The organism is Pseudoalteromonas sp. CF6-2, assembly GCF_021729425.1.
GTDB classification, from domain to species: domain Bacteria; phylum Pseudomonadota; class Gammaproteobacteria; order Enterobacterales; family Alteromonadaceae; genus Pseudoalteromonas; species Pseudoalteromonas arabiensis.
Map to the genome: position 1 here is coordinate 898,081 of NZ_CP091442.1, position 25,893 is coordinate 923,973.

At 40.4% G+C, this 25,893-nt stretch carries 23 protein-coding genes; 12 read left to right on the forward strand and 11 right to left on the reverse strand.

All coding sequences use genetic code 11. The features are described from left to right. Nucleotides 1-7: 7 nt before the first annotated feature. The 9 genes from fliF (at nt 8) to L3Q70_RS04260 (ending at nt 9,119) form a co-directional block, all read left to right on the forward strand. A complete protein-coding gene (gene fliF, locus L3Q70_RS04220) occupies nt 8-1,735 on the forward strand; it encodes a flagellar basal-body MS-ring/collar protein FliF (RefSeq protein ID WP_193988443.1) in 1,728 nt (575 codons plus the stop codon). Continuing rightward, the gene (locus tag L3Q70_RS04225; RefSeq protein ID WP_237114894.1) at nt 1,713-2,744 is read left to right on the forward strand and encodes a FliG C-terminal domain-containing protein; all 1,032 of its coding nucleotides are present in this window, start codon (nt 1,713-1,715) and stop codon (nt 2,742-2,744) included. The genes fliF and L3Q70_RS04225 overlap by 23 nt, the downstream gene beginning before the upstream one ends. Before the next feature lie 5 nt (nt 2,745-2,749). Next, complete coding sequence (locus L3Q70_RS04230) at nt 2,750-3,382, forward strand: FliH/SctL family protein (protein WP_062570320.1); 633 nt, start codon at nt 2,750-2,752, stop codon at nt 3,380-3,382. Then, nucleotides 3,375-4,730 (forward strand): FliI/YscN family ATPase, encoded by a 1,356-nt coding sequence (locus tag L3Q70_RS04235; RefSeq protein ID WP_062570321.1) that lies wholly within the window; start codon nt 3,375-3,377, stop codon nt 4,728-4,730. Before L3Q70_RS04230 ends, L3Q70_RS04235 begins: the two co-directional genes overlap by 8 nt. Then, nucleotides 4,717-5,130, forward strand: a complete 414-nt coding sequence (locus tag L3Q70_RS04240; RefSeq protein ID WP_237114895.1) for a hypothetical protein — start codon at nt 4,717-4,719, stop codon at nt 5,128-5,130. The genes L3Q70_RS04235 and L3Q70_RS04240 overlap by 14 nt, the downstream gene beginning before the upstream one ends. A gap of 264 nt (nt 5,131-5,394) precedes the next feature. After that, the gene (locus L3Q70_RS04245) at nt 5,395-6,435 is read left to right on the forward strand and encodes a GGDEF domain-containing protein (protein WP_237114896.1); all 1,041 of its coding nucleotides are present in this window, start codon (nt 5,395-5,397) and stop codon (nt 6,433-6,435) included. 163 nt (nt 6,436-6,598) lie between these two features. Beyond that, the gene (locus tag L3Q70_RS04250) at nt 6,599-7,141 is read left to right on the forward strand and encodes a DUF6795 domain-containing protein (protein ID WP_237114897.1); all 543 of its coding nucleotides are present in this window, start codon (nt 6,599-6,601) and stop codon (nt 7,139-7,141) included. 275 nt (nt 7,142-7,416) lie between these two features. Then, the gene (locus L3Q70_RS04255) at nt 7,417-7,941 is read left to right on the forward strand and encodes a DUF4198 domain-containing protein (protein ID WP_237114898.1); all 525 of its coding nucleotides are present in this window, start codon (nt 7,417-7,419) and stop codon (nt 7,939-7,941) included. A gap of 32 nt (nt 7,942-7,973) precedes the next feature. Continuing rightward, on the forward strand, nt 7,974-9,119 hold the full coding sequence (locus L3Q70_RS04260; RefSeq protein WP_237114899.1) for a lipase family protein: 1,146 nt from the start codon (nt 7,974-7,976) through the stop codon (nt 9,117-9,119). Between the two features lie 41 nt (nt 9,120-9,160). On the opposite strand, the gene L3Q70_RS04265 is transcribed toward L3Q70_RS04260, so the two are convergent. Further along, the gene (locus L3Q70_RS04265) at nt 9,161-9,358 is read right to left on the reverse strand and encodes a CsbD family protein (RefSeq protein ID WP_062570328.1); all 198 of its coding nucleotides are present in this window, start codon (nt 9,356-9,358) and stop codon (nt 9,161-9,163) included. Between the two features lie 242 nt (nt 9,359-9,600). On the opposite strand from L3Q70_RS04265, the gene hrpB reads away from it, so the two are divergent. Continuing rightward, a complete protein-coding gene (hrpB, locus tag L3Q70_RS04270) occupies nt 9,601-12,021 on the forward strand; it encodes an ATP-dependent helicase HrpB (RefSeq protein ID WP_237114900.1) in 2,421 nt (806 codons plus the stop codon). 100 nt (nt 12,022-12,121) lie between these two features. Here hrpB and L3Q70_RS04275 read toward each other — a convergent pair whose 3' ends face one another. Next, on the reverse strand, nt 12,122-13,438 hold the full coding sequence (locus L3Q70_RS04275) for a peptidoglycan DD-metalloendopeptidase family protein (RefSeq protein WP_062570330.1): 1,317 nt from the start codon (nt 13,436-13,438) through the stop codon (nt 12,122-12,124). A 398-nt stretch (nt 13,439-13,836) separates the two neighbouring features. Here L3Q70_RS04275 and tyrS point away from each other — a divergent pair, with 398 nt between their 5' ends. Beyond that, a complete protein-coding gene (tyrS, locus tag L3Q70_RS04280) occupies nt 13,837-15,036 on the forward strand; it encodes a tyrosine--tRNA ligase (protein WP_062570331.1) in 1,200 nt (399 codons plus the stop codon). Between the two features lie 54 nt (nt 15,037-15,090). Here the strand turns inward: tyrS and ampE are convergent, their stop codons facing one another. From ampE to folE2, 4 genes are all read right to left on the reverse strand, one after another. Beyond that, on the reverse strand, nt 15,091-16,044 hold the full coding sequence (ampE, locus tag L3Q70_RS04285) for a regulatory signaling modulator protein AmpE (RefSeq protein ID WP_237114901.1): 954 nt from the start codon (nt 16,042-16,044) through the stop codon (nt 15,091-15,093). Nucleotide 16,045: 1 nt separating this feature from the next. Then, on the reverse strand, nt 16,046-16,753 hold the full coding sequence (mtnN, locus tag L3Q70_RS04290) for a 5'-methylthioadenosine/S-adenosylhomocysteine nucleosidase (protein WP_237114902.1): 708 nt from the start codon (nt 16,751-16,753) through the stop codon (nt 16,046-16,048). A 124-nt stretch (nt 16,754-16,877) separates the two neighbouring features. Beyond that, nucleotides 16,878-17,471, reverse strand: coding sequence for a DUF2726 domain-containing protein (locus tag L3Q70_RS04295; protein ID WP_062570334.1), 594 nt, complete (start codon nt 17,469-17,471; stop codon nt 16,878-16,880). Nucleotides 17,472-17,548: 77 nt separating this feature from the next. Further along, on the reverse strand, nt 17,549-18,469 hold the full coding sequence (gene folE2, locus L3Q70_RS04300) for a GTP cyclohydrolase FolE2 (protein WP_193988450.1): 921 nt from the start codon (nt 18,467-18,469) through the stop codon (nt 17,549-17,551). Nucleotides 18,470-18,643: 174 nt separating this feature from the next. On the opposite strand from folE2, the gene arcB reads away from it, so the two are divergent. Then, on the forward strand, nt 18,644-20,971 hold the full coding sequence (gene arcB / locus L3Q70_RS04305; protein ID WP_193988451.1) for an aerobic respiration two-component sensor histidine kinase ArcB: 2,328 nt from the start codon (nt 18,644-18,646) through the stop codon (nt 20,969-20,971). Nucleotides 20,972-20,977: 6 nt separating this feature from the next. Here arcB and arcA read toward each other — a convergent pair whose 3' ends face one another. From arcA to trmB, 5 genes are all read right to left on the reverse strand, one after another. Continuing rightward, nucleotides 20,978-21,694, reverse strand: coding sequence for a two-component system response regulator ArcA (arcA, locus tag L3Q70_RS04310; RefSeq protein WP_062570337.1), 717 nt, complete (start codon nt 21,692-21,694; stop codon nt 20,978-20,980). A 105-nt stretch (nt 21,695-21,799) separates the two neighbouring features. After that, nucleotides 21,800-22,318, reverse strand: coding sequence for a YfiR family protein (locus tag L3Q70_RS04315; protein WP_237114903.1), 519 nt, complete (start codon nt 22,316-22,318; stop codon nt 21,800-21,802). Then, complete coding sequence (locus tag L3Q70_RS04320; RefSeq protein WP_062570339.1) at nt 22,315-23,940, reverse strand: ATP-binding protein; 1,626 nt, start codon at nt 23,938-23,940, stop codon at nt 22,315-22,317. The genes L3Q70_RS04315 and L3Q70_RS04320 overlap by 4 nt, the downstream gene beginning before the upstream one ends. Before the next feature lie 122 nt (nt 23,941-24,062). Further along, nucleotides 24,063-25,091: a methyltransferase gene (locus tag L3Q70_RS04325; protein ID WP_237114904.1), complete on the reverse strand. Its 1,029-nt coding sequence runs from the start codon at nt 25,089-25,091 to the stop codon at nt 24,063-24,065. An 18-nt stretch (nt 25,092-25,109) separates the two neighbouring features. After that, nucleotides 25,110-25,835, reverse strand: a complete 726-nt coding sequence (trmB, locus tag L3Q70_RS04330; RefSeq protein ID WP_062570341.1) for a tRNA (guanosine(46)-N7)-methyltransferase TrmB — start codon at nt 25,833-25,835, stop codon at nt 25,110-25,112. Nucleotides 25,836-25,893 lie beyond the last annotated feature (58 nt).

The following is a 25,893-nucleotide window of genomic DNA, read 5'->3' on the forward strand; positions in this document are numbered from 1 at the left end:
GGTTGTTATGAAAGGCGAATTAACTAAAGCTGTACCGCCGATGTCTGGGGAGACAAACCTACGTGAAAAAGTCGTAAACTTCTCAAATAAAATAAACTTTTCAAATAAAAGCCATGATAGAAATGTCGCGACAATCGCTTTATTGGCGACGTTAGTAGCTGCAACTATCGTTGTTATTTTGTGGACATCAGCAAAGAACTACGTGCCACTCTACGGCAACCAAGAAAGTTATGATAAAGCTAATATTTTAGAAATATTGGATAAAGAACAAATTGTGTTTCGTATCGATAACGACACAGGCAATATTTTAGTTCCTCAAGAAAAATTAGCAGACGCACGAATCACTCTAGCGGCACGTGGTATTAAAGCTTCAATGCCTGAGGGCGTTGATAACCTAAGTGCTAAAGTGTCGATGGGCACAAGCCAGTTTATGGAATCGATGCAATATCAACATGCTTTGGAGGGAGAACTTGCTCGAACCATTATTAATATGCAAGGTGTTCGCAATGCGCGAGTACATTTAGCAATACCAAAGCGTAGCTTATTTATAGGTAGGGAAGAGCAAAAATCAGCTGCATCTGTAATGGTTGATTTAGCGCCAGGGCATGAGCTAAAAGCTGAACAAGTAGAAGCTATTATTTCACTCATCATTGGCTCGGTACCAGGTTTAAACCCGCGAGATGTATCAGTAGTCGATCAGCGCGGAAAGTTACTGTCGGGTGATTTATTTGATACCACTCCCGTTGGTAAAGAAAGTGATAAGAAGCTCGCTTTTATCGAAAAGGTTGAACGTAACATAGAACAACGCGCTGAAATTATGTTACTGCCTATTTTAGGCGAAGGAAATTTTCGAATTCAGGTCTCAACAGATGTTGATTTTAGCGTTGTTGAAGAAACACGTGAAGCGGTAGACCCACAAGGGGTGTTAAAGCAAGAATTGGTTAAATCAGATTCTCGACAAGACCAATTTGCCGGTGGTATTCCAGGTTCACTGGCTAATCAACCTCCATTGCCAGATCAAGAAGGTGAAGAGGCTGAAAATGAACGAGTGTCTGAACGCAGTGAAAGTAGCCGTGAATATGAAAATGGCCGCTCTGTTACCCATACTCGTTTTGAAGTTGGACGCTTAAGCTCAATGAGCGTATCGGTACTTGTTAATGAACAAGCCGCAGCCACAGCTGAAGGTTGGAGCCAAGAAGGCCTAAACTCTTTAGGCGAAATGGTTAAAACAGCCACCGGTTTTAATGAGCAGCGTGGCGATCAGTTCAATATCACCAGTTTTGCATTTGTTGAAGCAAAACCTTTTGTACCGTCTGACGGATTACAATGGTGGCAAATGCCTGAAATTCGAGAGTATGCTCGTTACATTTTCGGTACTTTTATTAGTTTAATGCTTATTTTCTTTGCGGTAAGACCGCTGGTAAATCATTTGATTAAAGGCAAAACAACAGCTTCAACACCAAGTGAAAATGAGCAAGAAAAATTAGCCGCCGCTAAAAGCGATGCCTATGAAAGACAAAGTACACCTCTGGATGGCGCACTTGAGCGAGATAGCAAAAATGAGCAGCCTGAGCAGGAAGGTGAAAATATTGCGTTGCCTAAGATAGGCAGTGATTTTGAAGAGCAAATTGCACATATGCAGTTATTAGCAAGCCGAGAAACCGAGCGTGTAACCTCTGTTATTAAATATTGGGTAGAGCAAGGAGTTGAAGTTGAGTCAAGTAAATCAAGATAATGTGACAATGTCAGCACCTGCTCGTGCGTCACTCGATAGAGCTGCTATTTTACTGCTCAGTATGGGCGAAGAAAATGCAGCAAGTGTGATCCGTAAACTCGGTCGCCGTGAGGTACAGGCAATCTCAGAGCGAATGGCCAGTATTTCTAACATTACAAAAAATGATGTAGCTGACACGCTCACCAGTTTTTTCGATTGTTACCGTAACGAAAGTGGGGTTAATGGTGCATCAAGGCTGTATCTTGAAAGAGCACTTGATAAAGCCGTTGGACGTAAGCTTGCCCGTGGCATGTTAGATGATATTTATGGTGGCGCGATGAGTGACGATCTGCGTCGTTTAGAGTGGATCCCACCTGAGCTAATTGTCCGTTTCTTAGAGCATGAACATGTGCAAATGCAAGCGCTGTTTTTAGCGTTTTTACCAGCGGATCAAGCCGCTGCTGTCATTGCATTGTTTCCTGAAGCAAAGCATGAAGACCTATTATACCGTATTGCCAGCTTACGAGAAGTCAGTGAGCATGTGATGGATGATATTCGATTAACCATTGAAGCCTGTATTGAGTTTGTCGGCAAGCAAGTCGGCTCTCAGGTAAATGGTGTTGATAAAGTCGCTGATATTATGAGCCGTTATAGCGGCAATAAAAGCCAAATTATTGAAGTTATTAAAAAGCATGATTTACAAGTGGCAGATGCAGTACAAGAGCGTATGTATGACTTTGCCAGTTTATTACTGCAAAGTGATGAGACCCTTTCTCAATTAATGAACGACGTACCTGACGAGCTTTGGTTGATGGCATTAAAAGGCGCAGATGAAAAAATTGTGGCGCGCCTTTTGGGGGCATTACCAAAACGCTTAGCGCAAGTGTATCAACAGCAGTTAGAAGCAACAACATCACAGCCGGTGAGTAAAGTGGATGCTGCACGTCGTGAAATCATGAGCATTGTACGTGATATGAGCAAGCGAGAAGAAATTACTTATCAGCTATACGAAGAAGAGACCGCGGGTTAAGTGCTATGCAAGCTTATCAATTTCCAACGTTAACAAAAGAACAACAGCACCAGAGTGTTCAACAGCGTATCGAGGCAGCTGAGCAGGCTGCTTGGCAAAAGGGTTATGATGAGGGATTAAAGCAAGGTCAAGCGGCGCTACAAGCTGATATAGAAAAGCGCGTCTCGCAGCAAGCTGAACTATTACTACAAGAGCGTGAACTAGAATTAAAGCAGCAAATGCTGGCACAATTCGATGTGCTAACACAGCAAACAAAGCAACAACTTAATCTGCTGTCTAATGAGGTACTAAAAGATCTTAGTGTGTTAGTTGCAAAGGTCGCGGAGCAGGTAATTGCCTGTGAGTTAACTTTGCAGCCTAATTGCTTAATTGATTTAGTCGAACAGGCCCTCAATTTATTAGCAGGGCGAGATGATGTTAACGAAATTGTTTTTTCTAGCGCTGATGCGGCCCTTTTTGACGATTCAAGCTTTGATAAAATACCCCTAACAGTGAGTTTTGAGCCTCAACTTGCAAGCGGCAGTGTAAAGCTTATTTCTAGTGAGCAAAGCCATAGCTTGTCTCTTTCAGAGCGTTTAGATGCTGTACTTGCTGATATAACGCCAGCCCTTCTAAACGGTCAAGTTATTCATGAGTAATACCGTGTTATCTCATGTTCTTAATACTGCTACAAAACAGCTGACAGCCCCGCCTTTAATCCAAAGTTACGGTCGTCTTGTAAGAGTCAATGGTATGACATTAACAGCTGTCGGCGGGCAGTTTTTAATGGCAAAAAAATACCAAGTCGAGAGCATTGATGGCACGTGGAATGACGCTCAAGTGATTGGTTTTGATGATACCAAAGCGTTCTTGATGCTACTAAATAAAGCAGATGGTTTATACGCAGGTGCGAGAGTCAGAGCTGTTGCTGATACACAAGCGATAAAGGTTGATATGTCTTTACTCGGAAGAGTAATTGATGCACAAATGCAACCGATAGATGATTTAGGTAACTTAAGTCGTGTTGATTTAGGAGCTGATTGCGTTCTAAAAAAACAACCCTCTTTAAATCCATTGCAGCGTAAAGGGGTGAGCGAACCCTTGGATGTAGGAGTCCGTTCAATAAACGGTCTTTTTACCGTTGGAAAAGGGCAGCGTTTAGGGCTTTTTGCAGGCTCAGGTGTCGGTAAAAGTAAGCTACTGGCCATGATGACTCGCTTTACCAGTGCAGACGTTGTAATCGTGTCTCTAGTTGGTGAGCGTGGCTGGGAAGTGAAAGAATTTATAGAACAAAGTCTTGGTCCAGAAGGGCTCAAAAAGGCCATCGTAATTGCTTCCCCTGCTGATGATTCACCGCTTCTGCGAGCAAAAGCGGCGGAGTTAAGTCATCAACTGGCTGCTTTTTATCGTGACCAAGATTTAAATGTTCTGTTATTGATGGACTCTTTGACTCGCTATGCGCAAGCACAGCGAGAAATAGGCCTTGCGGTTGGCGAGTTGCCTGTCGCTAAGGGGTATCCGCCATCGGTATTTAGTAAGCTAACTCAGTTAGTTGAAAGCTCTGGAAACAGTGAAAAAAGTAAAGGTTCAATGACTGCGATCTACACGGTATTAGCAGAAGGGGACGACCAGCAAGACCCAATTGCGGACAATGCGCGGGCTATTTTAGATGGCCACATTGTATTGGACCGAACGCTTGCAGAAAAAGGTCATTATCCAGCTATTAATATTGGCGCATCTATAAGCCGTGTTATGCCTAACATTGTCTCCTCTGAGCAGCTTGCCTTTTGTTATAAGCTTAAAAAGCTCTACAGTCGATACCTACAAGTACATGAATTAATACCGCTTGGTGCCTACCAAGCAGGGAAAGATGCTGAATTGGATTTAGCTGTACACTTGTATCCACAAATAGAAGCATTCTTATGCCAATCATTAAATGAAAAAGCAGACTTTGCGACTACAAATCAACAGCTTTCGCAGTTAATAGGAAAACATGATGCTAGATAAGTTTAAAGACATGCAACAAGAGAAGCTTGATAACATGCTCTCTGAGCAGGCAGTTCTAAAACAACAAACCGAAGTAGAGCAACAGCGACTAGCCCAACTAAAGCAATTTATCGACGAAATGCAAACAAACAACCAGATGGGTAATGCAATTGGTTTGCAAAATTTAGCAGGCATGAAACACATTCTGCATGGGCTATCGCAGCAGCAGGCCGAACGAGTAACGCAGCTACAAGGCGATCAATCACGGCAACAACATGCTTGTATCCAACAACTTTCATTCACGAAGGGGTTAGAGGGCGTAATTGCTAAAAAAGCATATCAGACAAAGCAAAAACAGGCTCGTCAGCATCAGAATCAACTTGATGAGCTAGTCGCGCATGCAGCCGTTCGTCGTAGTTAAAATAATCTGCCATATAAACATGGCTAACCTCTTACTCGCCTAGCTCTCAGTTTTGATAGTGCTATAAGTAGTTAATTTATAGAAACTTTGCTCCTGTTTAAGGTAAAAATAACCTAGCCTTAATGAACAAAAAGGTCGGTATTTTTAATACTTTATTCTTTTTGTTAAGCATTTAGCATGTGAAAAGCTGTATTACGCCTTCATTATTAGATATTTGTGTTAAAGTTATTTAGGAATAAGCAATAATAAACGCAAGGCAAAAGTGTGATCGATACAGTCAATGCAAGTCAGCAAGATAAAGCACTGTTTTTACGTGTATTTGCATTCATTGGGGCTGTTACCTCTTTTTTTATGTCTATTACTAGTTACTTAGATGGCTACACCCTTCTTAGTAGTATGCTAGTGGTTGCTGTGGGTGTATTTGCCAGTCCGTTTATAATCAAAAATCGTGACCATACAATTGCTATTCTGATGCTTTACACCTTATATGCGATTATGTGCTTTTTGATAGTGTCTGGCGGTAATCATGGTACAGGTCCTTTATGGTTATTTATTGCCTCGCCTGTGACCTTTTTTATTCGTGGCTTAAAGCGCGGAGCGATAGACTTAATCGTGCTTGCTTGTGTGATTTCAACTCTCTTTTATTACACGGACAAATTGGGTTATTACAGTTATCCAAGTCATTACTTTCCTACACGAGTTATGCTGTGCTTTTCAATTTTATGTATACTTGGCGCGTTCTATGAGTATTACCGAAATAAGTACAGTCGTGAGCTCATAGCACAGCTTAAAATAAACAAAAAGCTGGCCCGCACCGACGCCATGACCGGTTTATCAAACCGACGTTATGCGACAGAGTGTATGCAAAGTCGTTGCTTTGCAGAGGGCGCCGTGTTTCTTTTAATTGATGTTGATAACTTTAAACAAGTGAATGACACCTATGGTCACCAAGTGGGTGACGAAGTGCTTATCTTTATTGCCGATATCTTTAAGAAAGTGTGTACCGATGAAGACATTAATTCGCGTTGGGGTGGTGAAGAGTTTTTAATTGTAATCCCAAAAGGGCATGAACTTCGCGCACGAAACGTTGCTGATGAAATACACACACAACTCGCAAATAATACATTTAAAAGTGGTAAGCATTCCTTCAATGTGAGTTTAAGTATTGGTTTGTATCAGCGAACTCTAGTGGACAGTATTGATCAATGCTTAAATATTGCTGATAAGCGACTATACAAAGCAAAATCTCAAGGTAAAAACCAAACAGTTGCTGAGCCTGATTTGGCCAAACACGAGCCAGCCTAATAAGCCTCGCCGACTCAATTATTTTTACTGATGCTACTTTTTATCACTAAGTTGTGTATTATGTGCTCATTATTTACAAGGGCATGTGAATAGTGAGTCAAGATAAGGAATATCATCAACATCTTCTTCTTAAGTTCACAGCCTGTTTTGAGGCTCATTTTTAATGTCACTCTTAGAATCATTTAAGAAGTTGGGTAACTATTTTGGTGCATACAAGGTACACCTATGCCCCGAAGTTAAAGGCCAAGTGAGTGAAAATGACAAACCTTTAATTAACGCAAAAATAGAAAGGCTACTTTGTTTCTCTGACGGAAAACATGTAGAAAACTATGTATATACTGATGACAAAGGCGGCTTTTCTTTTCCTGAAGCCAATATTCGCTCTAACCAACCCGCAGTGCCATTTGCAGAGCTTTTTACATCTCAAATCATAACGCTTATTTATGAAGGCACTAAATATATTTTATGGACATCGAGATTGTCAGGTACAAGGTATCGCAATGAATATGCTAAAAAATTAAGTTGTTTGAAAGCAGATATATCTGATGAAAAAGTATCTTTCTTTTTCAGAAATGATGAAGTCGAAGGTTATAAACTAAGTGCTGGTGGTATAGCTCGTTGGGATGAGGACTTTGAAGTTATAGATCTTGACTCATACTATGGATTATCGGAAATTGAATCTGATGATGAAGAGTGTCAGTCATAACACTTAAGCCTCATCATAGCGTTAACTTATTTCCTTTAAAAAACTCTCAATATTAATTTTAAAGCAAGTTTTAAAAAGCAAAATACCTAAAGACTAATCTGCTTGGCATAGTTTTGCGGCACAATTATTTACAATGATACTATTTTTTTTCATCGCTGAGTTGTGTACTATGTGCTCATTATTTACAAGGGCATGTGAATAGTGAGTCAAGATAAGGAATATCATCAACATCTTCTTCCCGTTAAGTTCACAGCCTGTTTTGAGGCTCATTTTTAATGTCACTCTTAGAATCATTTAAGAAGTTGGGTAACTATTTTGGTGCATACAAGGTACACCTATGCCCCGAAGTTAAAGGTCAAGTTAGTGAAAATGGTAAACCTTTAGTAAACGCAAAAATAGAAAGAAGGCTTCGTTTCTCTGATGGAAAATATGTAGAAGATTTTGCCTATACCGATGATAAAGGCGGCTTTTCATTTCCTGAAACCAATATTCGCTCTAATCAACCCGCAGTGCCATTTGCAGAAATTTTTACTTCCCAGTCACTTCTTTTAACACATAAGAGTAAAGAGTACTGCTTATGGGGGGCAAGATTGTCAGGTTTTAGTTATCGTGAAGAATATGCCAAGAAGCTAGGATGTTTAGTTGCAGATATTTCTAGTGATAAAGTACTTTTTAAATTTGAGAACACAAAAGTTGAAGGCTATACATTTGAAGCCGTCAGTATTGGGCGTTGGGATAAAGATTTTGAGATTTTAGAGCAAAGTGATTATTTCGATCTTTCTGAGATTGAAGAAGATTAAGGTTTCAAAATCAAAATTATAAGGAAATGAAAATGAAGACTTTAAGTCCTGCAATTGCGGCTAACTTCGCTGCAATTGCATATGAACTATTAGATAAACAACCTTTAATAGCTACCAACCCTTACGTTGAACGAGTTAATTCTCTTTTTACGCTGGAGTCTGAGCCAGTTCAGGGGGTGAGTGGCTCAGTTTTAGAACGAATGTTTAATCATAAAACTGAATTTGGTTGTATTGCAAAAGGCAAAAAGGGACTATTTGAAGGTGATTATGTTTTAGCGTTACGCGGTACGGCGAAAATGCGAGATGTGATTACTGACCTTAATTGTGGTTTGAGTACCTGTAGTAATAGTCAGCCTGTGCATGCGGGGTTTAATCACACCTTTAACTCATTTAGAAAGCAGTTAGAACAATTTTTTAGTAAAAAAGCGAGCAAAAAGCTAAATATACATGTTGTGGGTCATAGCTTAGGCGGTGCTTTGGCTAATTTGGCTGCGAATTGGTTAAAAAATCACTTTGGTGCAAATGTGAAGCTTTATACTTTTGGTGCTCCACGAGTTGGTTATCATAGCTTTGCTATACAGACAGAAGCAGCAACAAATAACCATGTTTATCGCTGTGTGCATGCCGCCGACCCCGTACCTTTAGTGCCAGTCTGGCCATTTATGCATACGGAGCAAGAATATATTTTAAATGGTGCTGCAACAATTACTCCAAAAGCCCATAGTATGACAGACCAGACGCCAGGCTACTTACATACTGCGAGTAATTTTAAAAGTTATGCTGCAATCAATAAGGGCATGGAAAAACGGATTCAAGAAGAAGTCAGGCTTGATTATGATAAGCGATTAGAGTGCAGCCGTACTTCAAGATGGGCAAGAAAAATAGGCGCTGCATTAATCACATATTTACGTGATACAGGTAAGTTATATGCGATACAAAACCACTACACGAATACGCTTACCGTCTATGATCAAATTGCTAAAGCATTAACCGACAGCATCGATCTCTCTAAAAATTATACAAGTGATGTGAAGGGAATTTTAGGTTACATGCTGGCTTTTTGTGGCTATCCATTCAAAGCAATCTCGTTTACGTATGCATCTATCAGGCATATTTTAAAGTTAATGCTTAAAAATGTGTTTTCTCTTGCAGGCCAAGCAATAGCACTAACAAAATAAGTACAAAAGCCGCCGATGGCGGCTTTTGTTAGGCTGCAAAATTAATGGCTTTTCTCAAAGTCATTAACTTCACGCTCTGCTTCTTCTTTCGATTTGCCGTATTTTTGCTGGATTTTACCAACAAGCTCTGTACGGCTACCTTCGATTCTATCTAAATCATCATTGGTAAGGTCGCCCCATTTACGTTGCACTTTACCTTTTAACTCTTTCCAATTGCCTTCTAAACGATCGCTGTTCATCATTATCTCCTTACTTTGTTAAACATTCATTTTTATAAAAGCAATTGATATGCCATACCGTTAAATTTTTTAACCTGTTGAAATTGTTGTAAATAATTGTTTTTATCTATAAGGCGTTTATTTTTTACTGCAATTTGTTCTTAGTTATTTATAAAACCCTGTAATTTTTTCTTGCAAGGGAGAGTCATTGTCGTCGGCTGTTTTTTGTTACAATAGCTAAAAATAAAGTAAGAGAAAGAAACGTGCTGCCCGTACAAGATATTTACCAATCATTGTTAACGACGATACAAAATAACCCTATGGCTTTGCTGCAAGCGCCACCAGGGGCAGGTAAATCAACATGGCTGCCATTAACGCTGATGCAAGCAGGCCACTTCAAGCGGATTGTTATGCTTGAACCCAGGCGTTTGGCTGCACGTAACATTGCTCAATACTTGGCGTCTTTACAAAATGAGGCCGTTGGCGAAAGTGTTGGTTTGCGCATTAGGGGTGAATCAAAAATTAGTAATGCAACCAAGCTGGAAATTGTGACAGAAGGGATGCTCACACGGATGCTACAAAATGACCCTGAGTTAAGCGGTGTCGATTTACTTATTTTTGATGAATTTCATGAGCGCTCGATTGCCGCAGACACAGCCCTCGCTTTTGCGCTTGAAACGCAAGCGGCCCTTAGAGACGATTTAAAAATCTTACTCATGTCGGCCACCTTAGACGGTGAGCGGTACAGTGAGTTTTTTGATTGCCCAATAATATCATCTGAAGGGCGAAGTTACCCAATTGATGAAATTTATGTTCCACTTATAGATGAAAGCCGATGGTTAGAGGATATTCCTGCGGTTATTAAGCAAGCACTCAATGAGCAAACTGGTAGTGCTTTGGTGTTTTTACCCGGTCAGCGAGAAATTCTACGTGTAAAACAGGCATTGAACGATCTTGCTGATGATTGCGAAGTGTTTACTTTATTTGGTGAACAAAGCAAAGGAGAGCAACAAGCAGCCATAGCTCCTGCACAACAAGGTAAGCGAAAAGTCGTGCTGACAACAAATGTAGCCGAAACCAGCTTAACGATTGAAGGGATCCGTATTGTTGTCGATAGCGGTAAGCGCCGTGCAGCCAGCTTCAACTTAAAAACTGGCGTAACTGAACTTGTAACCCAAAGCATCTCTCGTTCCTCTGCGGTACAACGCGCGGGCCGTGCAGGGCGTTTAGAAGCTGGTGTGGTATATCGCCTAGGTAGTAAACAAACGTTTGAACGTCGTAACAGCCATGACGCCCCAGAAATTCTAACAAGTGATATTAGCCAACTACTGCTTGAAACTAAGCAGTGGGGCGCAGCTATTACTGAACTAAACCTTCTTGATGCACCAAGCCCACAGCAAATTAAACACGCTACAGCACTTTTAAAAATGCTTGAAGCGCTTGATGAAAATGAAAAACTAACAAAACTTGGTAGCCAAATGCTTAGTTTTGGGGCGGATATTCGTTTATCACATATGCTTATTAAGGCTAAGCAACTTCAAGCAAGTATGCCGAGAATTTATGAACTCGCTGCATACTTAGTGGCGCTACTTGAGAGTCGTGTGAGTATACCGGCTGATCTTAAGCTTGCACTTCACAGCATGCATACAAAGCCTCATCCACTGTTTAAGCAACAATTAAACTATTGGCTATCACGTTTAAATTTGAAGGCAGTGCGCGAGTTAAATATGCAGCACCTTGCTTTGCTGGTGGCTTTTGCATTCCCAGATCGCTTAGCGAAAAAGCGTGGCAACGGCTACTTGCTCGCCAATGGCGCGGGGGCCGACTTAAGTGATGAGTTTTGGCATAACGATGACTATCTTGCTATTGCCAGTATGGGCGGCCACAAAGGAAGTCGAATATTTGCGGCAGTCGCATTTTTACCAGATGAACTTGAAGATCAGTTAGGGCATTTATTTTCAGAGCAAACTCGCTGTGAATACGATGAAAAATCTGGACGTTTTATTCATCAAGAGGAACTAAAGCTAGGGGCGATTACAGTAGCAAGCCAGCCAAGTAAACAGCCTCTTGATAAAGCCGAGCGCACTAAAGCATGGCTAAATTTGTTCAATAAAAAAGGTTTTTCACTATTTAATGAGCAAAGTGAAAGTGAGCAATTACTAATTAGAATGAGCTTAGCGAGCAAATTATTGCCGCAGTCATTTCCAGTTATTAGTCGTGACGAATTGACGACTAATAATCAGTGGCTTGCACCTTTCCTTGATGAGATAAAAAACGTAGAGCAATTAAAAAAGCTTAATTACAGTGAAGCTTTAAAAAATTGTTTTGATTGGCACCAGCAGAGTTTACTTAATGAGTTGTTGCCGCTGCGTTTAACCGTCCCCAGTGGCTCAAATGTGAGAATTACTTACCAGCTGGATGGACCTGCAAAGCTGAGTGTACGCATGCAAGAAGTTTATGGCATGACTAGCACACCCCTGCTTGCACAGGGCAAGTTACCCCTACTAATGGAGCTATTGTCGCCAGCAAGGCGGCCACTACAACTCACTCAAGATTTAGAAAATTTCTGGCAAACTAGTTATAAAGAAGTACAGAAAGAGATGAAAGGTCGTTATCCCAAACATTTCTGGCCAGATAACCCTGCTTTAAGTCAGGCTACTAACAAAGTAAAAAGCAAGATGTAATCTAACTCGCGCTATGTGTTAGTTCATAGAAACAGTGTGGTTATAAAGCAAAACCCCAGTAATTAAGTTACTGGGGTTTTCAATTATTCAACTTTAGCGATTACTTATTAAGTGCCAGTTGTAGCTCGCGATTGCGTTCAAGCTGCGCTAAGAAGTTGTCGGCAATTGGTTTAAACTTAGCTAACTCATCGCGTGGTAGTGGCTCTGACTTAGGCAGTTTAACTGTTTTAGGATTGCGGTGAACGCCATTTACTAAAAATTCATAATGTAAATGAGGGCCTGTAACACGACCTGTTGCACCAACGGTACCAATCTTTTGACCTTGTTTTACTTTTTGACCTGTTTTAACAAGCTTTTTGTTCAAGTGTAAGTATTTAGTCACGTATTGAGTGCCATGGCTAATAAATACATAGTTACCGTTATACTTACTGTAGCCAGCTTTAACTACTTTACCATTACCAGCAGAAACCACCGGTGTCCCCGTACGAGCAGCGTAGTCAATACCATTATGCGGCTTAACAGTCTTCGTTACTGGATGTAAGCGACGCGGATTAAAGCTTGAGCTGATATATTTAAAGTTAACAGGGGCACGTAAGAATGCTTTTTTCATACTGCGGCCTTCGGGTGTGTAGAAGTTTCCATCAGTATGACGAATTGCAGAATAGCGTTCGCCTTGGTTGATAAATTCAGCGGCAATTATTTTGCCGTCGCCTATGTACTCGCCATCAACATAATGCGCTTCGTAAATAAGACCAAACTGGTCGCCTTTACGAATGTCGTTAGCAAAGTCAACATCCCAACCAAAGATGTCAGCAAAATTCATTATTTGGCGTTCACTTAACCCAGCGGCGATACCTGAGGTCCAAAAGCTATTGCTGATTTCGCCACCGGCCGACTTACTTAAGGTTTCGATTTCTTTACTATCGATTGCCGTGTCGTAGTTACCTTCATCATTTAAAGTAACGTACAGAGTATCGGTTTTTGAAATTACATAACGAAGCTGTGCAAGAGAACCGTCTTCAGCTGTAGCAAAACTCAAAATTTCACCAGGGTGAATTTTGGTTAATTTACGCGTTTCGGCATTTGTGTTGATTAGTTTATGTAATGTTTGCGCTGAAAAGCCCGCGCGTTTGAAAATAAGTGCTAGATTATCGCCGTTACGTACTTGATGATCGACAAGGTCGTATTCTGGTAATTTAGCAGCTGCTTGCTCTGAATTTAGTTCAGTTAGTTTTTCGTTATCATCAACTTTAACTTGTAATTCGTAGCGTTTGCCAATTTCAAGTGCGTCGGCACTGTTATCCTTTGAAGCGGTGGCTTTTTCTGACGGTAATAATGCTAAGCCGATAATAGCAGAAACCAAACCGAGAATAAGCAGTTTGTGTTTTTTGGGGAGTTTATGCACTACGTGAACCATAACGTGCCTTTTTCTGCTGTCAAGAAAATTAATTACTAATATTGCAGGATATACCTAAAATAGAGCAAATACCAGTGTTTTGTAGATTTAAACTAGCGCTATTTTACGCTAGAATTGCTCAGCGTGTTAATCTTTTTTGGTTAAATTTGCAGCATATGTCTGATGTTAAGCTAAATATGCATTAGTTAACTAAAGTACCTTCATAAAAATGCAATAACGCGGTATAAAGAACAATCACGCGCGCTGCTCCACTAGGCTGATGCTTAAAATACTTAAGTTGGCTTGCTCTTGGTGCAGCTTTTCTGGAGCTAACTTGCTAAATTTAATCATTTTTAGCTCTATTTTTAACCCTGATAGGCCACCACGCCCGGTAAGCTGAATTTTTGGAGTAATACACAGTGGATTTACAAACCGCTCTAGCTGAGATAAAACGCGGTGCAGAAGAGATATTAATTGAAGACGAATTAGTTGAAAAACTAAAGTCTGGTAAAAAGCTTAAAATTAAAGCGGGTTTCGATCCAACGGCGCCTGATCTGCATTTAGGTCATACGGTTTTAATTAATAAAATGAAAACCTTTCAAGACTTAGGTCATGAGGTTATTTTCCTTATTGGTGACTTTACTGGCATGATCGGCGACCCAACGGGTAAAAATGTGACGCGTAAGCCGTTAACTCGTGAAGATGTACTTGCTAATGCAGAAACATATAAAGAGCAAGTATTTAAGATTCTAGATCCTGCAAAAACAACGGTTGCATTTAATTCTACTTGGATGGAAAACTTAGGTGCAGCAGGTATGATCAAACTGGCTGCGCGTCAAACAGTAGCACGCATGCTAGAACGTGATGACTTCAAAAAGCGTTATGCCGGTGGTCAATCAATTGCTATCCACGAATTTTTATACCCACTGGTACAAGGGTGGGATTCAGTTGCATTAGAAGCAGATGTTGAGCTTGGCGGTACAGATCAACGTTTCAACCTACTCATGGGCCGAGAGCTACAAAAAGATGAAGGTCAAAAACCACAAACAGTGCTAATGATGCCACTGCTTGAAGGTACTGACGGCGTTCAGAAAATGTCTAAGTCATTAGGTAACTACATTGGTATTACCGATGAGCCAAACGATATGTTTGGTAAAGTGATGTCTATTAGCGATGAGCTAATGTGGCGCTACTATGACTTATTAAGCGCATTATCAATCGAAGAAATTGCAGCTCTTAAACAGCGTGTTGCTGACGGTGCAAACCCGCGCGACATTAAGATTGAATTAGCAAAAGAAATGATTGCTCGTTTCCACAGTGAAGAAGCGGCAGAAGGTGCTCATCAAGATTTTATTAAGCGTTTTCAAAAAAATGCATTACCAGATGAGATCCCAGAAGTAACAGTAACAATTGCTGAAGACACTGTATTTATCACTAATTTATTAAAAGAAGCTAATCTTGTTGCAAGTACGTCTGAGGCTATGCGTATGATCAAACAAGGTGCTGTAAAAATTAATGGTGAAGAAAAAGTAACAGATACTAAGCTTGAAGTTGCTAAAGGCAGTACTGAAATTTACCAAGTAGGTAAACGTAAGTTTGCTAAAATCACCGTCGCTTAAGCGTTAATAGGGCGTATTATAAAAACCAGCCTCGGCTGGTTTTTTTTGTATTTGTTAAGCAAAAGCTAGAAATGTGATTATCTCAATACAGATGATAAATAGTAGCCAAAATGCTTTAGCCTGATTTAGTCGGCTTATAAGAATTGGAATGTCATCTGCACTGGGTAATCGCTCCGTACCTACACGCATTTTGTTAAAGCGCACACCTTTGTATAAAGCGGGCCCCCCTAGTTGCACACCCAGTGATGCCGCACTTACGCTGAGTAGCCAGCCAGTATTGGTTTGGTAAAAATGGCGTCCATAATGTTTAATGTAATGCAGGCTTTGTTTACTCGCATTTGTTGCTGCAAGTGTAATGGCTAGGAGTCGAATAGGTATCCACTCAAGTACAAATAACAGTTTAGCAATGGGTAGTAAAAAAGGGCTGTCAGGTAATTGTTTTTCACGCCATGCTTGGTGAATAAGGGTTAATAAACGGTAAGTCAGGCATATTATTGCGCCGCCGACTAAGTAAAAAAAGATCACGGCAAAATACTGCCGTGCGCTTTGTAGGAGTAAAGACTCCATGCATGCCTTACAAATCCCAGGAGCTGATAGACGAGATACATCTCGTGCAACTAAACCTGAGAGTAATTCTCTGGCAGCCGCTTTCTGATTTTTTTTAACTAAGCGCGCAATTCGAAGTGACTTCTTTTCTTGTCCGCGGCTATTGAGTAATAAGTAAAGAATTAGCCCGTTGAGCAGCTCAGGATAAAAGGCAAACTCCAAAAACAACATGACCAGTACGACAATCAGCAAAGTTGTAAGCGTAAATGCAAGTATTGACGATAAATACTGATAGCTTCTTGGGTTATGTTGATCGTAAAGGCGATCGCCAAGTGAAGAAAAAATAACACTCAGCAATGTATTGGGGTGATACCAGCTTACTAAAGGGAAAAAGCGCTCAGCAAGGAGCGCTATAAAAAATACAATAATGTCCAAATGGGTTTGAACAAAACTTGCAATCACCTTATAAACTCACCGACGTTAGTTTCTCTAGTAGAGCAACAACCATTTTAGATGAGTTAATAGAGGCAGTTTCGATGTACTCTTCAAATGATTGTGGAGACTCTTTACCAGCAATATCAGACATAGAGCGGATAACCACAAAAGGAGTGTCTAGTGAGTAACAGGCTTGAGCAATTGCTGCGCCTTCCATTTCAACTGCAAGCATGGTTGGGAAGTCTGCACGTGCTTTATCGATTCGCACCGGATCACACATAAATGAATCGCCTGTACAGATTAGACCAATCATGGTTTTTACATCGCTGATTTGGCTTACGCTTTGTTCAGCAGCTTCAATTAATTTAGGATGTGCAGCAAAACCTGCTGGCATTTGTGGTACTTGGCCAATTTCGTAACCAAAGGCTGTTACATCAACATCGTGGTGACGAACTTCAGATGAAATAACAACATCACCCACGCTAAGAGAAGCCTCAAAGCCGCCAGCTGAACCTGTGTTAATCACACAATCTGGAGTGAAGTTGTCAATTAAAAGCGTAGTAGCAACTGCAGAAGCAACCTTACCAATGCCTGATTGTACAAGTGTAACAGTATGGCCTGCTAACTCACCTGTATAAAATGTGAATCCAGCTTTTGTCATGACACTTGGGTTAACCATGGTTTCGCGTAAAATTTTTACTTCAGGCTCCATCGCGCCAATGATACCAACATGCATAATATTTGTTTCCTTAGATTGAATAGGGTGATTATATACCCAACCTTGAGTAGTTACGAGAATTCAGCAAGTGTAAAAACAAAAAAGCAGACTTAAAGTCTGCTTTTGCCAAAATTATGACACGCTATATTTCTGCCAATGCTGTTGAGTGAGCTTTTGCCTGAGAAGGCGACAACACGGCTGGTTTTGTTACGCGGTTGCGAGTGGGCCTTAGTGGCGCTGCGCTAGGTTTACCAAGTTTAAACATAATCGCATCACGTACTTCTTTAGGTTGGTAACCCGCTTTTACTTTCATGCGGATATGTGGAATACCTGCTGCTTCAAGCGCACCACTTACAAACCAATCACGCTGCGCTTTGTGTCCATCCTTGTTGGTGTTATTAACAAGATCAACTGCGGCAACAATGGTGAGCTTATCTTTATCAATTAAGACATAGTCTAATTGCTTGTTTTTGGCTTTAGTAATTGCAGCACGTTTAGCTTTCGGCGAAAGCCCTTGTTTGCAGTCAATTAAGTCGATGAGTTTAACACGACTTACAATCTTATATTGATCGCCAACTGCACGTTCAAGAAGGTGTAAAAACGCACTCTCTACTTGTGTAAATACACTTTGTTTACGAGTGAAAGGGTATGGGTTTCCGCCATCATCTGTATACTTTGACGCAACAACAGAAGCCCCTACGACTAAAACTAAAATTGATAATAAAGCGAATTCCATCTGGTAACTCCACAACAACAAATTGACACTGAATTGTATTAGCAATTTATGTGCCTAAGTTGTGAGTAGTTACTGAATTAAGCGGTATATCCGTTGGCAACACCTTTTACCGCAATGGCAACGGCGTCATGCGCATGCAAAGATTCATAGTGATTGATTTGCAACCAATAATCAGCGTAGCTTTGTGCCTCAAGCAGGGCTTTAATTTTACGGGCAGCGTCTTCACAAAACATCAGGTTTTGACCATTTAAGCGAGCAAATTCTTGCTCATCTTCACGTTTTACCGCCGCTTGTACTGGTGTTTTCAGTTCGCTTTCAATGGCATCTATTAAACCAACAACATCAAAGCTCTCAATCTTGCTATCAAGCTTCACTTTTACATTGGCAATCGAACGTTGTGAGTGTGGTGTTGCTACTATTCCCTCTGTGCTGCCAAGCCACTCATGGACAGCTTGTTTATCAAGTTGACTGTCAGTAAATTTTTCAGCAAAGGCATTTTGAATTAACTGACGAGCAAGTGCCGCTGAGCATGGGCAAGTTGATGAGTAAGTAACATCAACCATTAATTCAAAGCTTAAGGTGCCTTGGTTTATTTTTGCTATAAGATGAATAGGGTAGTTTTTCCAGCCAACTTTGCCACTTAACAGTGATTTACGACGCAGCGGCAGTTCAAACTTAAACTCAATTTGTGCTCGGTCGCTCAAATCATCATGGCTAGTAATAAAAGCATCGAGTGCTTGTGCTAATGTCTGCGGGTTAACGTGTTGCTCAGTCGATAAGGTATCAAGCGCCAAAAATAATCGCGACATATGGATGCCTTTGGCATCTTCTTTGTATAAGTTTACAAAAGCACGTGCCTTGGCAATCACATTTACAGGGGCAATATTGTGAGATTCAAAAATAAAAGGGAGCTCAATTTCACCCATGCCAACCCAGTCTAATTTACCAGTTTGTAAAGCAGGTGCTGTATCAGCAATGTCAGGCATTGTGGTTTGCATGGTTATACTCATTTCTTTGCAGTTATTAAAGCGCGGTAGTTTACATGAAAAAATATAAAAAATCGGCGTTGATGAAAAAATTCTGTGTTTATCGCACAATATGAATATTTCTAAAGGAATAGTGGTAAAATTAACTATGCTGTTTTTTTTCAATTATGTGCCTAAGCTTTATCTATGATTGATTCGTCTTTGAGTCCGTGGGCTCGCACACTCTCAAGCTTGATCTCTAAATATGGTGAGTTTAAAACTGCCGCAGTTTGTTATGCCTTATTGTTAGTCATGTCATTAATTTTGTCATGTATGTTTTATTACGTGGCAGTGGGCACTGTTACCTTGGTTGATGTTCTTGCGGTGATGTTTTTTACCGCTGTCGTATCGCCACTTTTAATTTCTGTATTATTAAACTCAATTCGTCAGTTAGAAGCCTCTTACAGTTATTTAGATAGTGCAACTAAGCAAGAAAAGCTGTTAAACCAAACGCTAAAAGACAATATCAGTCGTTTAAATGAAGAGATTGATGAACGTAAAATGGCTTTTCATGCAAAGCACAGAGCAATTGAAGAGCTAAGGCGTGAAATCGCAGAGCGTAAAAAAACACAGCAAGAGCTGGCACAGCAAGGGATGTTACTGCGCTCAATCGTCGACTCCTCACCCGATTTATTTTATTACCGCGACAACAATGGTGTTTTTGCAGGCTGTAATAAAATGTTTGAACAAGTGATGGGTAAAAGTAGTGAAGAGTTAATAGGGAAGAGCGTTGAAGAAATCTACCCTAGTGATTACCTTCCTGAAGTATTGTGTACAGATAAAAAGGTAGCACAAACTCACCAAGCACTTACCTTAGATGTTGAATACCCTGTTGATGGTGAAAAACGGTGGTTTGAGATGCGTAAGTTACCGTTTATCAATGAAAAGGGTGAGTACATTGGTTTGCTCGCTTTCGGCCGTGATATTACTAGCCGTAAAGAGGCTGCTCAAGCACTTGAAGCGGCATATAAAGATAAAGGGAAATTTATTGCCACCTTAAGTCATGAGCTAAGAACTCCCTTGAACGGTATCGTTGGTTTAACCCGTATGTTACTCGATACTGAGCTCGATAAGCAGCAGCGTAGCTGGTGTAATACTGTTTTTTCTAGTGCCGAAACGCTTGGCAATATCTTTAATGACATTATTGACTTAGACAAAATTGATCGTGAGCAATTAGATATTGTCACGGACTCTGTGAATGTCGCTGACTTTATCAACGATGTAGTGAATTTTGCAGGCCTTATTGCTGAGCAAAAAGGGCTTGAGTTTAATATTAAACGTAAAGGCACGCTGGATGTTTATGCGTCGCTCGACCCAACTCGCTTACGCCAGGTTGTTTGGAATTTAATTAATAATGCGGTGAAGTTTACTCAGCAAGGTCATGTTGAGCTTGAGTGCCGCCGTGAAAACCGCCCTGATGGTCCGTGGCTTGTTATGCGAGTCACTGATACTGGGCAAGGGATCCCACGAGAGCAACTACACCGTATTTTTGATATGTATTATAAAGCACCAGATGTGAATGGTACCAATGCAATTGGCTCTGGTATTGGTCTAGCGGTAACAAAAGCACTTGTAACTGCAATGAAAGGCGAAATCCACGTGAGCAGTACAGAGGGCGAAGGAAGTGTATTTGTGGTGGAAATACCGCTTAAGCTTTGTATTGCACCGACAGAGAAAAGCTATGCCGTGCGTAGTTTAAATATTTTATTGGTTGAGGATGTTCCTCTCAATGCTGAAATTGCCACGAACTTACTTGAGCAACGAGGGCATGAGGTTATTTGGGCGGAAACCGGTGAAGATGCATTGTCGTTCGTTTATACCGAAGATGATTTAGATCTCGTGTTACTTGATATGCAGTTACCTGATATTAATGGCGATGAAGTAGCTCGCCAAATTCGTGATGATGAACATTTTGATAGCCTACCTATAGTCGCGTTGACCGCAAACGTTCGTAGTGCTGAAGAAGAGCTTGCTGGTATTAACATTCAAGGAGCACTTGCTAAGCCGATTAATACCACGAAACTTGATAAAATGCTCGGTGAGCTATTTGATATCAAGCAGCAACAAAACTGTCAGCCTGAGCCAATCAAAACCGTGACTAAAAAAGACTTATCGGGTATTCGTGTTGAATTACTCGATATAGAAACGATTGAGGACTTTGTTGGTTCAATGGGCTTAGTTATCTTTAATCGTAGCTGTGAGTTATTCAATAAGTTGAACCCGCAGTATCAAACAGAGCTTGCAGATGCTTTGGCATCAGATGATAGAGAAGAATATAAGTCTGTTGCGCATAAACTAAAAGGTGCGGCTGGCTCTGTGGGCTTAAATGATGTGCAGTTACACGCGAAGAAGATGGAACACGGCGCGCTTGAACAAAGTAGTGAAGAGTTACAACAGTGGCTGGATGTTTTAGCAGTTAAAATAAATGAAGGGCGTGACGCCCTCCAATCATTTTTACAACAGTTAGAAAGCTAATTCTAATTAGCTGTCGATTTTACCAATGAAGCGATAGCCTTCACCATGGATGGTGCTAATCAGCTCAGATGTGCTGTTATCGCTTTCAAAGTGTTTTCTGATACGACGAATAGTAACGTCTACAGTACGGTCATTAGCACGCAGCTCACGACCTGTCATGTGCTTAATAAGTTGCTCACGGCTGAAGATACGACCAGGAGAGTCAAGCATTAGACGCAGTGCACGGTATTCACCTTTAGGTAAACGTTTAGCATCACCACTTGGCGATGTTAAACAACGGCTGTTTTCATCAAGTTCCCAACCGTTAAATGTAATCACACCATTTGTTTCAAGGTTAGTTTCTTCACCACCAAGCGCTGTACGTGTAATAAGGTTACGCGCACGAATTGTTAATTCGCGTGGGTTGAATGGTTTTGTGATGTAATCATCAGCACCAATCTCAAGACCTAAGATGCGGTCAACGTCGTTGTCACGACCTGTTAAGAAAATTAGACCAACGTTGCGTTTTTGGCGTAGCTCACGTGCTAGAATTAGCCCGTTTTTACCTGGCAGATTGATGTCCATAACTACAAGGTTCACATCATCATTATTTGTAAGCTTGTCATGCATATCATCGCCATCAATGGCTTCAATAACTTTGTAACCTTCAGCTTCAAATAAACTAACGAGGTTTAGTCGAGTTACGTCTTCATCCTCTACGATCAGAATGACTGGCGTTTGCATTGTATATTAACCTTTTCGGAAATTTTATTTACAAAAATTCGGTATTACCAAGCAAAACCGAATACTAGAGATTATAGGATTAGATCCAATTGTTAACAAGTAAAATCAATTTGGATAAAACTTAGCCATAGCTAACAATCGAGATTGCACTTTAAAGTTTTGCTGCAATACGTGCTGCTTATTGATATACAGTCGGATTTTATTTCCTTCTTGAACCAGAGAGGCTATACCGCCGTTTTCTAAAAAACTGATACTTTCACCTATGGTTAAAGTATCCAATGAAATTGTATCGGTCCAAAGTGGAAGTATATCATTTTCTAATGTTTCATCAACGTATGTGATATCACAAACCTGAGAAAGTTCAGAAATTTGCTGACTTTTTTTCACTAAAATAACCTTGATTGGTTTTTTGTTAATTTGCAGTTCATTTCTATCTTTTAGGAACGCACCTGGTCCGTACTCTAAGTCATAAAAACAAAATGAAATAGGGCGGGTTATATCATCGTGGGTAAACTCGACAAACTTTGCAATCTGAAACAAAAAAGCAGATTTAACTTGATCAGGGGATTTAGCAAAAATCGACCACGATGAAAGCATCAGCAATATAAAAACAATACTTCTCATCGTATGTCACCTTCTTTCTTTGGTAAGGTGATGATGAAGTGTGCCCCATCTTGCGCTAACTCGTCATACACAATACTGCCACCAAGCGCTTGAGTGACCAAGTTGTAAACTAAATGCATGCCCAAACCACTGCCACCTTCACCACGTTTGGTGGTAACAAATGGATCGAAAATACGTTTTTTTACGGACTTCTCAACACCGATGCCATTATCAAAATAATGAATAGTGAAGTTTGATTCATTATTTTGTACGTTGAAGGTGATTTCGTTGTCTTTATCATCATTAAATGCGTGGATCACCGAGTTACTTAGGAGTTGCTGTAAAACTTGCTGTAAGGGCCCTGATTTGGTTTCAATATTAAGTTCTTTATCACAGTTTATTGTGATTTTAGGGTTGCGGTATTGTATTTCTGAACGCATGGAAAGTACCACATCACTTAATAAGTTATTAAGATTAACTTGTGAGGTGCTTTCACTATCTTGATTCACAGCGACCTTTTTAAAACTTGAAACGAGCTCGGCTGCTCGATTAAGGTTTCGATAAATGAGATCGAGGTTTTCAATGCCATCGTCAATAAAACGCTTTAAGTGAGTCGAGGTTAAGGTTTTTTGCTCAAACTCTGTACAAATTTCTGCAAGCTTATCGCGTAATAGGGTGGAACCAGTTATACCCAGTCCAATAGGGGTATTTACTTCATGGGCAACACCCGCAACCATTTGCCCAAGCGAAGCCATTTTTTCATTTTCAACAATTTGGTTTTGATACTGGTGCATCCTTTCAAGGGTATTAAGAAGCTCTTGATTTGCCTCGCGTAGGGCTATTGTTCGTTGGTTAACTTTTTCTTCAAGACTTTGGTTGAGCTGTTTTATTTCTTGCTTATCTTTTTCATGACGTTCAATTTGCTTTTGTGTGCGAGCAAGCATGATATTCAAACTAGCAGCAAGTTGGTTTATTTCATCGATATTTGTCTTTTTCGCCCGTGTTTCGTAATTATGGTTTTTTGACACATCTTGCAACAACACACTGAGCTCATCAATTGGGTTTGCAATACGCCTTTGAATTTGACGCGCGACAAAATACACCAACACTAAGACAAAAAGTATCAGAAAAATATCAATAATGATTTTTCTGTTGATGTATTGGTTTAATCTGTCTAATCCACCTCGCACATACACGTAGCCTATGGTGTTGCCTTCGTAAACGATGGGGGTAATGAGCTCAATGACCTTATCTTTTATATGAGGCTCTAATAGTTCATTTATGCTGCCGACTTTAATGGGCACTGGCGGCGTTTTGCTGGCATTAAAGCTACTAAAGAAGACGGGCTCGTTAGATAACTCATCAATAGAGTAAATATGAATATTTTTGATTAATGGCACAGATTCAAATGACTTTAAGCGTTCAGTTTCTGTGTCATTATCGTCGAATAGCACAGTCACTTGGGCATTATAAGAGACAATCTTCGAGAGGATCGTTATTTTATCAATAATAAGGCTTTTTTGTTCTTTGACATCAAGATAAGTCGAAATTGAGATCGACAATGACAAGCATAATGCTGTGACTAACATAACAGCATTAGTCAATGCTTTGCGAATACTTGTTTGTCTTTTGAATATTGACATATGCCTTATTAAGCCAAGCTTTTTTATATTATTAGTAACTGTTTAGTCTAGCAAAGACAATAGAAAGTAACTAAATATTAGGAAAAATATTTAGTCACGGAATAGGCTATTAGGCGTTTTTGCTATTTAGCAGAGTAAACGGCAAATTTGGTATTCTTAAAATCTGTGTTGAAACTAGCAAACTGCGCCTCGAGGATGGGCGGGTATTTTAAAAAGCTATTAGCAACAATCGTTAATGAACCTTGCTTGGTTAGGTGGTGTTTAGCATTAGCTAAAAACGCTTCAGCAATACTGTAATCTGTGGCGATACCTGTGTGGAATGGCGGGTTGCTGATGATTAAATCAAATTTGCCCCTAATATTTTCAAGGCCATCACTCAATAAAGCTTCACCTTTGAGGTTATTTAGCGCAAGCGTTTGCTCAGTGGCATAAGTTGCCAGCGCACTTACATCGCTACACACAAATTCAAGTTCAGGCTGCTTGAGTCCTAAGTAAGTAGCAATAACACCTGCACCACACGCGAAGTCGAGCACTTTACCCTTGTTAATACGAGGTGCATTATTAAGAAGTACCGCCGTACCAACATCAAGCGCACCGTGGTTAAATACCCCAGGCACACTAATAGCTGTAAATTCTAGATCGTTTGTTTTGACTTGGAATTGTTTGTGATAACGGCTGATATCAAAGCTATTGTTTAGCGTAAGCTCAGAAAATAGATACAAAATGCAGTGTTTGGCACTGTCGATTTTGTTACTAAAGCCAGAGTAGTCTTTTAATTGCTTTTCTGCTGATTTAACGCCGCTTTTATTTTCACCTACCACAAACAACTGGGCATCTTGGTGACATACAGCACGAATGTTATCAAGGCACATTAGTGCTTCAGGCTTCGCTTTTGGATAGTAGTAGATAACTAAATCATAGTTACCATTGGGAATGGTGTGATCAACCACAGCATGTACACCGGCAATTTTGTTGGCATACATAGCGTTAGCGTGGTTATAACTGAACGCGGTAATTTTTGCGTCAGGGTTTAGCGCTGTAAGCTCGCGTAAAAAGCCATCTTGCTCAAAGTTAACCACTAAAATGGACTTTCCAACAAGCTCGTCTTCATTTCGAAGCAATAATAAACTTGGGTTGGTTAACTTACTCATGCTGCTTTTACCTTATTATTACTTAGTGCGCTCAAACATTAGATCCCATACGCCGTGGCCTAAACGGTGCCCGCGTTGCTCAAACTTCGTCAACGGACGAGAATCTGGACGAGGAACATAATCATTCGTGTTTGATTGGTTTTTGTAACCTTCAGCGACCTGCATTACTTCAAGCATGTGCTCGGCATAGTTTTCCCAGTCAGTAGCCATGTGAAAAACACCACCAATTTTTAATTTGCTACGTAATTTTTGTGCAAATTCAGCCTGTACGATACGACGCTTGTGGTGACGTTTTTTGTGCCACGGATCAGGGAAGAATAACTGCAACTTAGCTAAGCTTTCATCAGCAATACAATCGGCTAATACTTCAACTGCATCGTGCTCGAATACGCGTAAGTTAGTAACTCCGGCTTCGTCGGCATCCATTAAACAAGCGCCAACACCTGGACGGTGTACTTCAATACCTATGAAGTTAAGCTCTGGAGCGTTTTTAGCCATTTCAACCAGTGACTTACCCATACCAAAGCCGATTTCTAGTACGACGTCGTTATCGTTACCAAATACATCTTTAAAGTCGAGCATGCCATTTTTGTGCTCAAGGCCCATTGTTGGCCAACACTTTTCGATGGCGGCTGCTTGGCCTTTTGTTAGGCGACCTTCGCGCTTAACGAAACTACGAATTGTGCGGATATATTTACCCTCTTGCTTTGCTTGCTCGAGGTTTGGGTTACTTGAGTCATTCATATAATTTGGCCTGATAAAAACACTGACTATAGAAAAAGGTTGCGTATTATCCCTGACC

Coding starts and splice junctions, on each gene's coding strand:
- L3Q70_RS04260 (WP_237114899.1), top strand. CDS start 7,974: ATGAAGACTTTAAGTCCTGCAATTGCGGCTAACTTCGCTGCAATTGCA.
- L3Q70_RS04240 (WP_237114895.1), top strand. CDS start 4,717: ATGATGCTAGATAAGTTTAAAGACATGCAACAAGAGAAGCTTGATAAC.
- L3Q70_RS04320 (WP_062570339.1), bottom strand. CDS start 23,940: ATGTCAATATTCAAAAGACAAACAAGTATTCGCAAAGCATTGACTAAT.
- fliF (WP_193988443.1), top strand. CDS start 8: ATGAAAGGCGAATTAACTAAAGCTGTACCGCCGATGTCTGGGGAGACA.
- L3Q70_RS04230 (WP_062570320.1), top strand. CDS start 2,750: ATGCAAGCTTATCAATTTCCAACGTTAACAAAAGAACAACAGCACCAG.
- L3Q70_RS04250 (WP_237114897.1), top strand. CDS start 6,599: ATGTCACTCTTAGAATCATTTAAGAAGTTGGGTAACTATTTTGGTGCA.
- trmB (WP_062570341.1), bottom strand. CDS start 25,835: ATGAATGACTCAAGTAACCCAAACCTCGAGCAAGCAAAGCAAGAGGGT.
- arcA (WP_062570337.1), bottom strand. CDS start 21,694: ATGCAAACGCCAGTCATTCTGATCGTAGAGGATGAAGACGTAACTCGA.
- mtnN (WP_237114902.1), bottom strand. CDS start 16,753: ATGCATGTTGGTATCATTGGCGCGATGGAGCCTGAAGTAAAAATTTTA.
- L3Q70_RS04315 (WP_237114903.1), bottom strand. CDS start 22,318: ATGAGAAGTATTGTTTTTATATTGCTGATGCTTTCATCGTGGTCGATT.
- L3Q70_RS04235 (WP_062570321.1), top strand. CDS start 3,375: ATGAGTAATACCGTGTTATCTCATGTTCTTAATACTGCTACAAAACAG.
- L3Q70_RS04255 (WP_237114898.1), top strand. CDS start 7,417: ATGTCACTCTTAGAATCATTTAAGAAGTTGGGTAACTATTTTGGTGCA.
- L3Q70_RS04265 (WP_062570328.1), bottom strand. CDS start 9,358: ATGAACAGCGATCGTTTAGAAGGCAATTGGAAAGAGTTAAAAGGTAAA.
- L3Q70_RS04325 (WP_237114904.1), bottom strand. CDS start 25,091: ATGAGTAAGTTAACCAACCCAAGTTTATTATTGCTTCGAAATGAAGAC.
- arcB (WP_193988451.1), top strand. CDS start 18,644: ATGATTGATTCGTCTTTGAGTCCGTGGGCTCGCACACTCTCAAGCTTG.
- L3Q70_RS04275 (WP_062570330.1), bottom strand. CDS start 13,438: ATGGTTCACGTAGTGCATAAACTCCCCAAAAAACACAAACTGCTTATT.
- L3Q70_RS04295 (WP_062570334.1), bottom strand. CDS start 17,471: ATGGAATTCGCTTTATTATCAATTTTAGTTTTAGTCGTAGGGGCTTCT.
- folE2 (WP_193988450.1), bottom strand. CDS start 18,469: ATGCAAACCACAATGCCTGACATTGCTGATACAGCACCTGCTTTACAA.